This window comes from Mesomycoplasma lagogenitalium, from assembly GCF_029854295.1.
Classification (GTDB): domain Bacteria; phylum Bacillota_I; class Bacilli_A; order Mycoplasmatales; family Metamycoplasmataceae; genus Mesomycoplasma_A; species Mesomycoplasma_A lagogenitalium.
Genome location: NZ_CP122979.1, coordinates 345,329 through 360,976 on the forward strand (window position 1 = coordinate 345,329; position 15,648 = coordinate 360,976).

Annotated in this window: 13 protein-coding genes; 12 read left to right on the forward strand and 1 reads right to left on the reverse strand. The window is 23.5% G+C overall.

Annotated features, from left to right (window positions below; all coding sequences use genetic code 4):
• Nucleotides 1–43: 43 nt before the first annotated feature.
• The 11 genes from QEG99_RS01575 to QEG99_RS01625 all read left to right on the forward strand — a co-directional run bounded on the left by QEG99_RS01575 (nucleotide 44) and on the right by QEG99_RS01625 (nucleotide 14,032).
• Nucleotides 44–946, forward strand: a complete 903-nt coding sequence (locus QEG99_RS01575; protein WP_280102258.1) for a nucleotidyltransferase — start codon at nucleotides 44–46, stop codon at nucleotides 944–946.
• Nucleotides 946–1,311: a PTS sugar transporter subunit IIB gene (locus tag QEG99_RS01580; protein WP_280102259.1), complete on the forward strand. Its 366-nt coding sequence runs from the start codon at nucleotides 946–948 to the stop codon at nucleotides 1,309–1,311. The genes QEG99_RS01575 and QEG99_RS01580 overlap by 1 nt, the downstream gene beginning before the upstream one ends.
• Nucleotides 1,312–1,314: 3 nt before the next feature.
• Complete coding sequence (locus tag QEG99_RS01585) at nucleotides 1,315–4,458, forward strand: DEAD/DEAH box helicase (RefSeq protein WP_280102260.1); 3,144 nt, start codon at nucleotides 1,315–1,317, stop codon at nucleotides 4,456–4,458.
• Entirely contained in the window at nucleotides 4,442–5,530 is a 1,089-nt protein-coding gene (locus QEG99_RS01590) for a class I SAM-dependent RNA methyltransferase (protein ID WP_280102261.1), read from the forward strand. The genes QEG99_RS01585 and QEG99_RS01590 overlap by 17 nt, the downstream gene beginning before the upstream one ends.
• A gap of 27 nt (nucleotides 5,531–5,557) precedes the next feature.
• Nucleotides 5,558–5,839: a YneF family protein gene (locus QEG99_RS01595; RefSeq protein WP_280102262.1), complete on the forward strand. Its 282-nt coding sequence runs from the start codon at nucleotides 5,558–5,560 to the stop codon at nucleotides 5,837–5,839.
• A gap of 490 nt (nucleotides 5,840–6,329) precedes the next feature.
• The gene (gene asnS, locus QEG99_RS01600; RefSeq protein ID WP_280102263.1) at nucleotides 6,330–7,673 is read left to right on the forward strand and encodes an asparagine--tRNA ligase; all 1,344 of its coding nucleotides are present in this window, start codon (nucleotides 6,330–6,332) and stop codon (nucleotides 7,671–7,673) included.
• Between the two features lie 10 nt (nucleotides 7,674–7,683).
• Nucleotides 7,684–8,676 (forward strand): glycosyltransferase family 2 protein, encoded by a 993-nt coding sequence (locus tag QEG99_RS01605; RefSeq protein WP_280102264.1) that lies wholly within the window; start codon nucleotides 7,684–7,686, stop codon nucleotides 8,674–8,676.
• 186 nt (nucleotides 8,677–8,862) lie between these two features.
• Nucleotides 8,863–9,375: an RDD family protein gene (locus QEG99_RS01610; protein WP_280102265.1), complete on the forward strand. Its 513-nt coding sequence runs from the start codon at nucleotides 8,863–8,865 to the stop codon at nucleotides 9,373–9,375.
• Complete coding sequence (locus QEG99_RS01615) at nucleotides 9,356–11,533, forward strand: ATP-dependent helicase (RefSeq protein ID WP_280102266.1); 2,178 nt, start codon at nucleotides 9,356–9,358, stop codon at nucleotides 11,531–11,533. Before QEG99_RS01610 ends, QEG99_RS01615 begins: the two co-directional genes overlap by 20 nt.
• Before the next feature lie 14 nt (nucleotides 11,534–11,547).
• The gene (locus QEG99_RS01620; RefSeq protein ID WP_280102267.1) at nucleotides 11,548–13,083 is read left to right on the forward strand and encodes an MHO_4530 family protein; all 1,536 of its coding nucleotides are present in this window, start codon (nucleotides 11,548–11,550) and stop codon (nucleotides 13,081–13,083) included.
• An 82-nt stretch (nucleotides 13,084–13,165) separates the two neighbouring features.
• Nucleotides 13,166–14,032 (forward strand): DegV family protein, encoded by an 867-nt coding sequence (locus QEG99_RS01625; protein WP_280102268.1) that lies wholly within the window; start codon nucleotides 13,166–13,168, stop codon nucleotides 14,030–14,032.
• A 46-nt stretch (nucleotides 14,033–14,078) separates the two neighbouring features.
• Here QEG99_RS01625 and QEG99_RS01630 read toward each other — a convergent pair whose 3' ends face one another.
• Nucleotides 14,079–14,744, reverse strand: coding sequence for a thioredoxin family protein (locus QEG99_RS01630; RefSeq protein WP_280102269.1), 666 nt, complete (start codon nucleotides 14,742–14,744; stop codon nucleotides 14,079–14,081).
• Between the two features lie 358 nt (nucleotides 14,745–15,102).
• Here QEG99_RS01630 and QEG99_RS01635 point away from each other — a divergent pair, with 358 nt between their 5' ends.
• Complete coding sequence (locus QEG99_RS01635) at nucleotides 15,103–15,621, forward strand: hypothetical protein (RefSeq protein ID WP_280102270.1); 519 nt, start codon at nucleotides 15,103–15,105, stop codon at nucleotides 15,619–15,621.
• The last annotated feature ends 27 nt before the right edge of the window (nucleotides 15,622–15,648 follow it).

The window sequence follows — 15,648 nt, forward strand, 5'->3', positions numbered from 1 at the left end:
AAAATTTATTCTGCTTTTTTTATTAATTTAATAAAATTAAATTATGGCAATAGCAATAATAGCGGAATACAACCCATTTCATAATGGTCATATTTATCAACTGGAATATGTTAAAAAAAATTTTCCTAATGATAAAATTTTTGTAATTTTATCTGGAAAATATGTTCAAAGAGGCGAAATGGCAGTCGCTAGTTTCGAACAGAGAAAAAAAATAGCACTAGAATATGGTGCTGATTATGTTGTTGAACTTCCTTTTGAATATGCAACTCAGGCTGCACACATTTTTGCATCAGGCGCACTAAAAATAATTAACGATTTAAAAATTGATAAAATTATTTTTGGTAGCGAAAGCAATGATGTTAATAATTTAATTAAAATAGCTGAAACAATTTATTTTAATGAGCAAGTTTACAACAAATTATTAAAAGCAAATTTAAAAAATGGATTTTCATTTCCTAATGCTAGTTCTAAAGCTCTTTCGGAACTAACGGGAGAAAAAATCATCTATCCCAATGATATTTTAGGTTTAGAATATGTAAAGGCAATAGTTTTTAATAATTATAAAATTACTCCCTTTACTTTAAAAAGAACAGTTGCCTATCATTCTCAAGAAACAAATAATCAATTTGCTTCAGCTTCTTTGATTAGAAAAATGATTTTTGCCAACCAAGATGTTAGCGAATATACACCAATGAAATTTAATTTTCTTCCTGATAGAATTGAAAATTACTATGCGAAATTTCAAAAAATCGTTAGAGAAACACCTGCCAGTGAACTTTCGAAAAATCCGATGATTTCAGAAGGTATGGAAAATTTATTTAAAAAAAATATTGATGCAAAAAGTTATGAAGAATTTGTTGAAATATGCACTTCTAGACGTTATACTTCAAGCAGAATAAAAAGAGTAATGCTATATGTACTTTTAGAAAAACACAAGGAGAAATAATGAAAAATAAAGATAAAATATTAATAGTTTTTTTAACTATAATCACATTAGGATTTATATGAATATACTGAAAGCAAAAAGCGAAAAATAATAAGGAAAATGAACTTTCAAAAACAACTAAAATGGTTGTTGATTTAGATAAATTAATTGAAAATTTAGGTGGAAAAACAAACATTGATAGTTTAACCAATTCACATAAAAGAGTTAAATTATATTTAAATGATAGTAAAAAAGTTAATGCTAATGAAGTTCAAAATATGAAGGGAATTTCTGGAACATTAGTATCAAGCAAATATATTGAAATTATCGTTGGTAATGTTGCAGAACATTTAGCAAATGAAGTAAAAAGAAAGTTGGAAAAATAGTATATGGAAACAAATTTTGAATTAGCTAAAAAAAATAAACAAAATTATAAAAGAATTTTAGATAATTTATTTTATATTGATAAATTTGATACTTCATTATTTGTTAATATAAATAATTTTGATTTTATTGATATATATCGTTTAATAGATGAAAAAAGTTTTGAAAAACTTTATAACAACCCTAGATTTAAAATTCCTTTAGCAGAAGCGAATTTAAAAAAACTTGCTAAGGAAGTTAAAAAAGCACAAAACATTGAAGAATTAGAAACCCTTTTCACTAATCATAATCATTTTTTAACTGAAGAAGATAAAAAACGCTTAGAATTAGATTTTGAAAACGAAATTAAAAAGATTTCTGATGATTTTCAAGAAAAGTTTCAAAAAAATAACTATAAGTGAAAAAAATATTTAGCAAGAGCAAAAAATATTAATAGTGAAAGAAATATTTGACCAATGCAAATTGGAATGCTTTTTGTTTCAGTTGAAATTGAAAAAAGAAAAATCTTTGCTCCTTTATTTTTTAAAGAAGTTAACATTGAAATTAGTAATTCACAAGCATATTTATTTTCTGATGGAGAAATTAAAATTAATGAAAAACTTGTTTGAGTTTTAGAAAAAGCTGGATTTTTATTTGAAATTGACATCGATGTTTCCAATTATTCTATAAGAGAATTGGAAAAAACAATTAAAGAAGTTTGACCAAATTATAATATCAAGACTTTTAAAAACAACTGTCGAAAAATTAATGAAAATGAAATAAATACAGGAATTCAATTTCATGAAGGAATGGTGCTTGGAATTTTCAATTCATTTGGAAGTCACCAAAGAAAAATAATGGAAAAAATCATTGAAAATGATGAATTAGATGAGATTTTAGAAGTGGAATTTAATAAAAATAAATACCGCAAAAGAATTCATGATATTATTTTTGAAAAAAGATTTAACTTTGTAAAAATTAATAAAACTAATTTTTCTCAAGATAAAGCAACAGTTTCAGCAATGACACAAAATACAATTATATGAGGCCCACCTGGAACAGGTAAATCTCAAACAATTTCCAACATTATTGCTAATATTATTTTCTTTAATAAAACTGGCTTAGTTGTTTCTCAGAAAAAAGCGGCTTTAGATGTTTTAAAAAGTCGTATGAATAAACTATCAATTTTCTGTTTATTTATTTTAAATGATAATAGTATGAATAAATCGGCTTTTTATGAACCGATAATTAAATTGATTGAGATTTTGGAAAATTTCCAAAAAGATGCAAATCCTGAGCCACTAAAAGTAATTTATGATGATGAAAAACAATATATTGACATTTTTAATAAATTTCATAATTTAGAAAATTACGAACAAATTTTAGATAGTTATTCTTATTTAAAAAGAAATATTGAAAATTTTTCCATTAAAACAATTGAATCAATTTATAAATTAAGCAAAAATATTCATTTGCAAGCTGAAAATATTCCTAAAAATATGAAAAAACTAAAATTTGCTATTTTAGAATCTCAGCTTAACAAAAAAATTAATCCATTAAAAAAATTATTTATAAAATTTAGTCCTGAAACTGAAAATGATGCACAAATAATTTTTAATGATTTAGCCAATTTTAAAGGTGATATTTATACCATAACAGAGAAAATTGAAAATATTTCTTTAGATAGCTTAAAAGATATTAATGATTTTTATGAATTTGTTTTTAAAGATCAAAAGGTTGAAGTTAGCGACGAAGATTCAATTAGAAACTTTGTTTTTTATAGATTATTTAAAAAAATTGATAATTTTGATAAAGAAATGAAAAAACTTTATTTTAAATTTGTAATAGCTGCTAGAACAAAACATCGCGATCCTTATAAATTTGTTTTAGAACATGAAAAAATTATTAAAGAACTTTTTCCTATAATCATTTCTTCTGTTGATACAGAATTAAGTAAGTGAAATAAAAATGAATTTGATTATGTAATTTTAGATGAATCATCGCAAATTTTTATTGAAAAAGCCTTCCCTATTTTATATTTAGGTAAAATCAAAGTTTTAGCTGGAGATGATAAACAAATGCAACCTACAAATTGGTTTTCGGTTCGTAGTGATGTTGAAGATATTGAACTGGGAAATATTGAATCAATTTTAAATTATGCTGTTTTTAAAGGTGTTTACAGTATTTTATTAGATAAAAATTATCGTTCTAATTCTGCTGCACTAATGACTTTTTCTTCTAAACATTTTTATGAGTCGCAACTTGATGTTATAGATAAATTTAATGCTAATAAAATTGATCCAATTGAAGTATTTCAAGTAGATGGAAAATGAGAAGATAAATCAAATAAAGTTGAAGCAGAATTTGCAATTGAAAAGTTAAAAGAAAATTTAAATGATTATAATAAAATTATTCTTTTAACTTTTAACACTCCGCAACGTGAACTTATTGAAAATTTAATTTTTCATAATCATACAGAATTGGAAGAAGCAATTAATAGTGAAAAAGTATTATTAAAAAATATTGAAAATATTCAAGGGGATGAAGCAGATTTATTAATTGTTTCAGTAACTTATGATAAAACCACTTCATTATATAATACATATGTTTCTAGACCAGGTGGTAAAAATGCATTAAATGTTGCTATTTCTCGTGCTAGAGATAAAATCATTGTTATTAAATCAATTAAAGCTGAAGAAATAGAAACTTGAAATGTTAATGATGATATTTTATTATTTAGAAACTGATTATTGTTTTTAGAATTATCTAATCAAGAAAAGACAAATTATTTAACTTTAGAAAATGAAGCAGTGAAAAAGAAACGAAAAGATATTCCTGTTTCTGAATTTGCACTTGAAATTGCAAAAGTATTAAATAATAGCGACTTTTTTGAAAATTATTCACTAAAAACAATTACTAATTATTCAATTGGAAGTAAAAAAATCGATTTAGCAATTGTTGATCAATTTGATAATTATTTACTTGGATTTTTACTAGATGATTATTCAAATTATTCTAGTTATGAAGAATATATTTTATTTAAAGATAAAAATAACTATTTAAAAACTAGCGGATACCAATTGATGAAAATCAAAAAACTTAATTGATTAATTAATAAAGATTTAATTATTCAAGAAATCAAGGAAAAAGTGAATGCAAAATTTAACTAAAATTTTATTTTATAATCAAAAGGGTGAAGGGGTTGGAATTTATAATCATAAACCAATTTATTTGCCTTTTACAATATTAAATGAAATTGTAGAATTTAAAGTGATTAGCCAAGAAAAAAATTATTATAAAGGAACTGCTGTAAAAATTATTGAAAAATCTAATAATAGAATTGATAATTTACCAGAAAATTATCAATTTATTGGCGGATATGAACTAATGCATATGAATTTGCAAGCAGAAAAGGAATATAAAATTTATACTTTAAAATCAATTTTCAAACAAATTGCTAAAATTGATTTAGAAGATAAAAATATTAATTATTTTCAAGGGGAAAAAGAATATCGCTATAGAAATAAAATTACTTTATTTGATGGCGGATTAAAAAAGAAAAATTCTAATGAAATATACTATTTAAATGACTTTTTGTTAACTGATATTATTCCTAAAACAGATAAAAAAGGCAAAATTATAATTAGAAAACTAAACACTTTAATTGAAGGCAAAAAAACTGATAATTTATATACATATGATCAAATGGAAGATTTGGTTTTTAAAGTATCCATTGGTTCATTTTATCAAGTTAATAAAGAAGTAGCATTAAAAATTTATCAAAAAATTTTAGATTTTATTGATGAAGATGAACAAGTTGTTTACGATTTATATGCAGGAATAGCAACAATTAGTAGTTTTTTAACTAAAAAGGCACAAAAAGTAATAGCAGTTGAAATAAATAAAAATTCATATAAAGATGCACTTTATAACAAAAAAATAAATAATTTAAATAACTTAAAAATTGTTAATGAAGAAGTATCGAAATTTTTAGCAAGAGAAAAAGAATTAAAATCCACAGTTGTTGTCGATCCTGATCGCACAGGATTGAAAAAAGAGGTTTTAAATCAGTTAATAAGATTATTGCCTAATAAAATTATTTATTTATCTTGTAATGTAGCGACTCAAGCTAGTGATTTAGCTAAATTAAAACAATATTATCAAATTGATTATATTGAAATTTTCAATATGTTTCCTAAAACATATCATATTGAAAATTTAATAGTATTAACTTTAAAATAAAGTATAATTATTTAAGATTGGAGAAAAATGTTAAAAAATTTTAATGAAACAACCCAAAATATCGTGCACGAAGCTGGTGGAGTAGGTTTAGGCGGATGAATTGGAATTGTAATAGCAGTAGCTATCATTTTATTTATTGCTGGAGGAATTATTGGAATGATAGTTTCGAAAAAAATGTTTGAAAAGCAATTAAAAGAAAATCCGCCAATTAATGAAAAAATGATTAGAGCAATGTTTTTACAAATGGGAAGAAAAGCATCCGAAACACAAATTAAAGCAGTTATGCGCTCAATGAAAAATGCAAAGTAATTGCATTTTTTTTATTAATTTTAAAAAAAGGTGTATTATATAACAAAAAAATGATTTTTTTATATTTTTTTAGCTCAAAAATGAAAAAAAATTAAATTTTACAATTTTTACATATTTGTATATTTATCAATTTAAATTATATATAATTATTTTGAACAAAAAATAGGAGGTGCTTATGGAACATAAAAAATGCTCAATGAACACATGTTCAAAATGTTCATGCCAAATGTCATGCAACTGCAGTTGTTCATGCAACAAATAGAAATGAATTATGTAATAAAAGAATTTTAATGAAGGTTAAAATACTAAATTAAAATCAAAAAACGGATTATCTTTTTCGATAAATCCGTTTTTTATTTTTTTATAAAATTTAGCTTTAATTTACTTTAATAAGGTAAATAATTCAAATTATGCCATTTTATAAATTTAAAATTTTAAATTTTGATTTTATAGTAAAATTTATATATAAAATATAAAGAGGTTATTTATTATGACAATTAAACAAATAATTTTAAATGCAAATGACTATGATGGACAAAAAATTTCAATTAGCGGATGAATTTTTAGTTTAAGAGGAAATTTAAACATTAAATTTTTAGAATTAAATGATGGTTCCACAGTGGCTAATTTACAAGTAGTTCTTAAAAAAGAGAATATTGATTTGGAAATTGTTGATAAAGCAAGAGAAGGTGCATCTATTTCAATTACCGGATTATTAAAATACACCCCTGATGCTAAACAAAGTGTTGAATTACACGCTATTTCATTTGAACTTTTAAAAAATACTGATGAAGATTTTCCAATTCAAAAGAAAGAAATTTCAATGGAAGTTTTGAGAGAAATTCCGCATTTAAGGCATAGAACCAGATTAATTAAAGCGGTAATGCTAATTCGTTCAACTTTAGCTTTAGAAATACATAACTTTTTCGCTAAAAATAATTTTTTATATGTCTCTTCACCAATTATTACATCAAACGATGGTGAAGGTGCTGGAGAGACATTCGTTGTTGATGATGAAAGTAAAGAACATTTTTTTGGCAAAAAAGCCACTTTAGGAGTTACAGGACAATTGCATGCTGAAGCATATGCAATTGGAATGCAAAAAGTTTATACTTTTGCACCAACTTTTAGAGCTGAAAAATCACATACTAAAAAACATGCAGCTGAATTTTGAATGGTTGAGCCAGAAGTTGCATTTTATAAATTAAATGACATTATTTTACTTGCTGATCAAATGCTTAAAGAAGTTATTTCTAAAACATTAGTAGTTAACAAATTGGAATTTGACTTTTTAGAAAAAAATTATGACAGTAATTTAAGAGAAAAATTAAATTTATTTTTAAATAAAAAATTATCAATCATTGATTATAAACAAGCAATTGAAGAACTTAAAAAAGTTAAAGATACATTCGAAGAAAAAAACATTGAATTTGGTTTGGATTTAGCAACAGAACATGAAAAATATCTTGCTGAAAAATTGTTTAATGGTCCAGTTGCTGTTATTAATTATCCAAAGGATTTTAAAGCATTTTATATGTATCAAAATGATGATAATAAAACAGTGGCTGCTTTTGATTTACTAGTTCCAGGAATAGGTGAATTAATTGGTGGTTCACAAAGAGAATCGAGATATGATAAATTATTAAATCGAATTAATGAACTTTCAATTCCGGCTGATGATTTAAAATGATATTTAGATTTAAGAAGATTTGGCGATTCGGGATCGGCAGGTTTTGGACTAGGATTTGAAAGATTAATTATGTATGTTACAGGGGTTGATAATATCCGTGATGTTATTCCATTTCCTAGAACACCAAATAATTTAAAAATGTAAAAGGAGAAAAATGAAACTTTCTATTATTGTACCTTCTTATAATCAAAAAAACGAACTAAAATCGCTTTTAGATTCTTGTTTATTGCAAAAATATGATGATTATGAAGTTTTGATTACTGTTAATACTCCATCAACAGATGAAATGAACTTATTAGAACAATATAAAAATATTTTTGAAAACCGTTTAAAAGTTATTTTTAATACAAGAAGGCAAAGTGTAGTGAAAAATATTTTTAAGATGCTTCATTTAGCAACTGGTCAATATTTTATCGTTGTTTATCCTGAAACAAATTTAAAGGATGTGTTTGTTCAAAAATTTTTAGAATATGAAAAAGAATATACTCCTGATATTTTGGAGTTTAAACCTAAGTTTAAAGGATTTTTTAAATTAGAACCTCGAAAAAGAATAGAGGAAAAACAACTTTTTAATATTCAAGAAGATAAAAAAGTTGTAGCATTTACCTTTCCGACAATTTTCAATAAATTTTATAACCGTAAAAAATTTATTGAAATAATTAAAAATAAAACTTTTAAAGATGCTAATACCAAATATTTAATTGACATTGTTTATAAAACCATTTTATATTTTCAAACTTATGTTTATATCGATGAAGTGATTGTTAATGAATGAAATAATGACATTAGCATTAATAATCCAACTCAAATAATTAGAGATTGAAAAAACATCGAAATTTTTACAAAAGAAAATAAACCAGATTTTTTAGAAGAAATAGCATATGCTAAATTATTTCATTTACAAGTATTTGTTCCAACAATTTTAGGAGTAACTAAAAAATCGCTTTTAAAAAGATTATTAAGACATCAAGAACAATTTTCTCCACTAGTTTTAAAATACTACGATAAACTTAAAATTATGAGAAAAGAAGAATTTAATTTAATTACATCAGTTAATAAATATATATTTTTAAATACTGATGAAAGTAAATTAGTAACAAATTCTTTACCACCATCAAAATGAAACTCATTACAAGGAAAATTTTAATTGAAAAAAATAGCCGGTTTTTGAATTAGAACCCTTTCAGGAATTATTGATGCCATAATTTTTTTATGTATCTCGTTATTTATAACGTGGTTTTTGTTTTATGTTATTGATGATGGAAAATACTATCAGATACTTTATTATATTTGATTTTTTATTAATGCCATTTTAATATTTTTATTACAAGTCATGATGCAATATTTCACAAATGGTTATACAATTGGAAAATGAATATTGCGACTTAAAGTAATTTCATTAAGTACAACTAAAAATAAAAAAAGTTTTTTTAACAATATTTTAAAAAAAGAATTGTGTTTTTCAATTAACTGAATTATTTTTCTTTTTATTTTCTTAATTTTTATTCAGCCATCATTGGCATCAAAATTAATCGAAAATAAAAATCTTTTAAAAAATAAAATTAATGAAATTGAAACATTTAATTCATTAGAAAAATTTTTAGTTGGAACAGTTTTATCAATTGCGAATTTAAATATTATTATTGAAATGATTTTAATGTTAACTTGTTTTTCTAAAACTAAAATTTCAATAATTGATTTATATTCTGAAACAAGAACTGTTTATTTAAATAAAAATCAAGAAGTTAAAAAAGTGGATATAAATTTAGCTCCCGAAAATTTAAATTGAGAAATCATAATTTGGCAGCAAGAAGAGGAAGATAATTATGAAAAATGAAATCAATAATAAAATATTATTAAATTTAAATGCTCAACAAAAAGCAGCGGTTGTTGCTAATGAAAATCATTTAAGAATAATTGCTGGTGCTGGAAGTGGTAAAACGGGAGTTTTAACTAAAAAAATTGCTTATATTATTGAAAACGGAATTGCTAAAGCTGAAAAAATTTTAGCAGTTACTTTTACTAATAAAGCTACAAACGAAATGAAAGAAAGAATTTTTGATTTAGTCGGTATTAAAGCTAAAAATACAATGATTTCCACTTTCCATTCACTTTGTAATTTTATTTTAAGAAGAGAAATTAATAAATTAGAAGATTATTCTTCCAATTTCGATATTTTAGATCCTTCTGATCAAAAAAATATTTTAGAAAATATTTATCGTAAATTAAATATAACCAGTCGAGATCTCAGTTATTCAACGGTTTTAGATTATATTTCTAAATGAAAAAATTTAGAAAAAAAACCAGAAGATATTAATGAACAAGAATTAGAGGAAGAATATCAAACTATTTATTCTGTTTATGATTTATATTGTAAAAAATTAGAAGAAATTAAAGCATTAGATTTTGATGATCTTATGATTTTTACTGTTAAAATTTTTCGGGAATTTCCTAGCGTTAGGGAAAAATGAAGCAAAAAATATTCAAGAATTCTAGTTGATGAATTTCAAGATACTTCAGATTTACAATTTGAAATAATTAAAATTTTAACTTCCAATGGTGCTATTTTAACAATTGTTGGCGATCCAGATCAAACTATTTATACTTGACGTGGAGCTGATCCTCAATTAATTTTAAATTTCGATAAATATTATCCAGGAGCAATTACTGTAACATTAGAAAGAAATTATAGATCAACTAACATTATTTTATCTGCAGCCAATTCTTTAATTGAACATAATAAACAAAGATTGCCAAAAAAATTATTTACTGAAATTGAGGGAGAGCAAGAAATCGAATTTTTTCATGCTTTTAATATTGAAGCAGAGGCACGATGAGTCGTTACTCAAATTAACAATTTAAAAAAGAAAAAGGTTCAGTTAAAAAATATTGCAATTATTTATCGTTCTAATTTTTATTCAAGAGAATTTGAAGAGGCATTAATTAAAGAAAATATTCCTTATCAAATAGTCGGTGGGCAAAAGTTTTTTGATAAAAAAGTTATTAAAGATGTCATTTCTTATTTAAAAGTTATTAATGATGGTTCAACAATTGGTTTAATGAGAATTATTAATGTGCCTTCAAGAAAAATTGGTCCAGTTGCCGTGCAAAAAATGATCGATTTTGCAAATCAAAAGCAAATGAATTTATTTGATGCTTTAATCGATTATTTTGTAAATTTAAAAGACTATAAAAATTCAAAAGATTTTGTTGAACTACCTTTAAGTCATTCTATTAAAAAAGAATTGGTTGATTTTTTAAATAATATTAATTGAGCAAGAAAGATGATTAAAAATAAAAATTCCATTTCTTTAGTTTTAGAAAAATTTTTAGATAAAATCAAATATTTACAATCAATTAAAAATCCAATTGAAAAAAACGATGCACAAGTTAATATTGCTAGCTTTTATGAGAGTTTAAAAAGTAAAGAATCGAAAAATGCTGAATTAAATTTAACTGATTATTTAAATGAAGTTGCATTGATGTATGAAGATTCTAATGAAAATTCTTTAAATTCAGTAGTTACATTAATGACAATCCATAGTGCTAAGGGATTGGAATTTCAAAATGTTTTTTTAGTAGGAATGGTTGAAGGAATTTTTCCAAGTAAAAAAAGTGTTATTCAAAGTGAGGGGCTTGAGGAAGAAAGAAGATTAGCATATGTAGCTATAACTAGGGCGAAAGAAAGATTATTTATTTCTGATTCGGGAGGAAATTACTTTGATTTAGGTACTCGTTCTCAAACTTCGAGATTTGTTTCTGAAATGGGGATAAAATCAGAGAAATTATTGAATTTTACAAGATTAAATCCTGAAGGTAAATTAAATTATAAACACGAAAATGCTAATTCTCCACTAATTGTTGGAGACATTATTAATCATATTGTTTTTGGTGAAGGGATTGTTTTAGAAATAAATGATGAAGTTGCCACAATTAAGTTTTATAAAACAAATGAAGTTAAAAATATAATGAAAAATCATAAATCAATTGAAAAGATAAATTAATTTAAGGGAGAAAAATGCAACTAGAAAATGATGGAATAATTTTACTAACCATTTTAATTATGATATTCATTTTGCTAACAACTTTATGTTTTATTTATTATTTATTTATTATCAAAAAACTTAAAAAAAATAATTCAATTATTGTTCCCATGCTTTATGATCAAGAGTTAAATCGAATTAGAATGATGGATTCTAAATATTATGATAGTGCCCTAATTATTTTTAAAAATAAACCAAATATTTATTCAGGAAACTGAATACAAATAAATCAATTTTTAGAAATAATTTCTAAAAAAGATCGTAAAAAATTATCTAATAATTTTAAAAATTGAGATCATAGTAATCTTGAAATATCAATAATTGAAAAACATAATCAAAAATCAGTTGAAAAGAAATACAATTTCATTTTTACTGGCGAAGAAGAAAAAACATTAGTTATTTATAAAAATAATTATATTCCTAACAATATTAAAGTTTTTCATAATTTAGCAAATAAAATCAAAATTAAAAGTTTGTCAAATATGAAAGTTACTAAAAATTTTTTAATGTTTTATGCATTTTCGCTCAAAGAACATTTTAATAGTGAAAAAGGAATAAGGAAATTAATGGAAATTTTATTTACTCAAAATTTATCTCTTTTACTATTAATTAAAGAAATTTATTATGAAAAAGACAAGTTAATTTTTGTGTTTAATAATAAAGATAAAAAAACATTAATTTTTTACAAAAAATGATTATTAAATAAATTTAAAAAATTTAAAAATAACTTCTTTTTTAATGAACAGGCGATAATCATTTCTGAAAAAGATAATGATAAAAATTTTATTAGTAAAATTAATAAAATAATTAATTTTTCATTATGAAAATCAAAACAAACTAAAACAGTTTTCGATATTTCAACTCCCTTTTTTGTTGATTATGCCAATGAATTGGAAATTTATAATTCAAATAAAGATAAATATCGAAACTTAATTAATAATGAGCAAGTTCCTTATATTTTTTCATTAATTAAAAAAAATAACCAGAAAATTGGTCAAATTATTACTGCTAATATTGATGAACAAATATTTTTATATTTGACTAGTGAAGAGAAAAATAAAATAATTGAAAAATTATTTTGACAATATAGTGAAAATAGCACAAAAACAGATTTTTTATTTTTAGATGATTCATCTGTTTTAAAAAACTTTGAAAAATTAAACACTCAATTATCAAATTTAATTGTTATGACTAATGATTATTTAAAATTCACTGAAGAATGTTTAAGCATTAGTGAAACTAGTGAAAGAAAATTAGAACGTTGAGGGTTTTCTTTAAAAACAATTAACGAAAATTTATTTTCAGCAATAAGAAATATGACACCTAATTTTTTAATCATTAGTAAAGAACTTACAGATAATCTAAATAAAGATAAAATTTTATTATCATTAGAATCTTTGTATGAAATATCAAAAGCAAACAATATAACATTAATTTATGAAACTGATATGAAAAAAGATCAAAAAGTATTAGAAAAAATTGGCTGTAAATATCATTTTCTTATTAAATAACAATAAAAAAGTAGAGCAGATTGACTGCTTTTTTTTTTTTTTTTTAGAAAAAAATTATGCATTTGTTATATAATTTAACATTATGAAAAAAATAGGAATTTTATTAGATTCGTTCGGTGGTATTTCCGAAAAAGAGATTAAAGCAAATGGTTTTGAAATGATTCCTTTGCAATTTTCAATTGACGGAAAAGACTATATAGACAACGGCTCAGAATTGTCGAATAAAGAAATTTCTGAATTGGTTAAAACTAGTGAAGAAACAAAAACTTCTTTACCATCTCTCGCAACAATTGAAGAACGTTTAGAACAAATGTCAAAAGAGTACGAAAATGTAATAGTTTTATTAACATCTTCCGCCCTTTCTTCAACTTTTCAAACAGTAATGGTTGAATCTAAAAAATATGGCGATAAATTTAAATTAGTTGATAATCATTTTTTCGCCGACCAAGCTTTAGAAATTAGTAAATTTTTAGTAAAAAAAGCTGCAGAAGGTAAAACTATTGATGAACTTATAAAATTTGTAAAACAAGTTAATGAAAAAAGTTTGAATTATTTAATTGTTAAAGATTTAACTTCTTTAATAAGAGGAGGAAGATTAACTGGAATGAAAAAAATTCTTTTAAATTCTTTTAAATTAATTCCATTATTAAAAGTAAGTCAAGAAGGAATAAGTTTTGGAGGATTAAAAAGAACATTAAAAGGATCATACGAAAAAGTTATTGAGAAATTAATTGAATTCATTGGCGGATTATCTTATTTAGAAAATTATGAATTTAAATTTTCATATGCTGGTGATTTAGAAATGTTTAATGAAGCTCAAAAAGCATTAAACGAATATAAAGCAAAAATAGAAAAAGATCAAATTTCTTCCGCTACAGTTTTAATTCATACAGGATTTAAATGTGCTTCTATTGGTATTTGACCAAAATTAAGTAAATTAAAGTTTTAAAAAAATAAAAAAATCAGCATTTATGTGCTGATTTTAATTTAAAAATTTATTTAGAACATGTTTTTTCTTCTTTTGAACAAGAAGGTTTAGATGAACAAGATGATTCTGATTTAGAATAACTTAAACCTGTTTTAGGACAAACTTTTTCTTCTTTTGAACAACTTGATTTTGAAGCGCATGTTGATTCAGATTTTGAACATACTTTTTCATTTTTTGAACAAGATGATTCTGATTTAGAACAACTTAAACCTGTTTTAGGACAAACTTTTTCTTCTTTTGAACAACTTGATTTTGAAGCGCATGTTGATTCTGCTTTAGAACATGCTTTTTCTTCTTTTGAACAAGAAGGTTTAGATGAACAAGAAGATTCAGATTTAGAACAACTTGATCCTTCCGAAACTTCAGGTAATGTTTCTAATAGTTCTTTAATTTGTTCTAATGCTCTATATCCAACAAATTTTGTTGCTAATTTTCCATCTTTATATACGAATGTAGTTGGAGTTCCACTAACGCCCATTTCTTTTGCGAATTCTTCATCATGATCGACATCTACTTTATAAACATCTAAATTTAATTTTTCTGATACTTCTTTTAATACAGGTGAAAGCATTTTACATACACCACATCAAGTCGCGTGGAAATTTAATAATTGTAAACCCTTCCCTTTTTTAATTTCATCAGCTAATGTTGCTTTTGTAACATCTTTTAACATTTTAAATTCTCCTTTTTGTTTTTTATTTACAAAAATATTATAAATTTATATTTTAAATATTTAATAAAAAACAGATGATCGATGAAAAAAATTCAAAATTTTAATATTTTTTAATTGGATAGGACATACAAAATGCTTTTTATATTAAAAAATTATTGAAAAAAGTATTGTATATGTTAAATTTCCTCTACAATTTTTATTAAATTTTAAGATAAATTTAAATTATTTTTAATGCAAAAATAATTTTTACTTTCAGCATATAATAGTCATTTTTTTAGGAAAAATCTCCTGTTTTTCCCAAATTTTTCCATTTTTTGACAAAAGTGGCAAAAAATTGACATTATATGTGGAGGTTTGTATGAATAATAATAAAACTTTAGTTTCATTAAAAGAAGCAACTAAAATTATTAAACAATATGAAAAACATCAATGTAAAATTGATTTTAAAGATGAAAAAAAGTGTAGAATTATAATGGAAGGAGAAAAATTGAAAATGCAGGAAACTAGTGAGAAAAAAATCACACTTAAATCTTTATATAATTTAGTTCTTAATATGCAAATTGTGCTTTTGGATGTGCAAAAACAAACTAATGAAAATTCTGCGGATATTAAAGAAATCAAAATTGTTCAAGCGGAGCATAGTAGAATTTTGCAAGAGCACAGCCAAGATATCAAGGAGATTAAAACCGTTCAAGCGGAGCATAGTAGAATTTTGCAAGAGCACAGCCAAGATATCAAGGAGATTAAAACCGTTCAAGCACAACACAGTAAAATTTTACAAGAGCACAGCCAGGATATCAAAGAAATGAAAGAAGACATTAAAATGTTAAAATCTTTCCACGAAGATGATATTAAAAAATATAAAGATAAAAAGTAATTTAAAATTAATACATTGATTTTTATA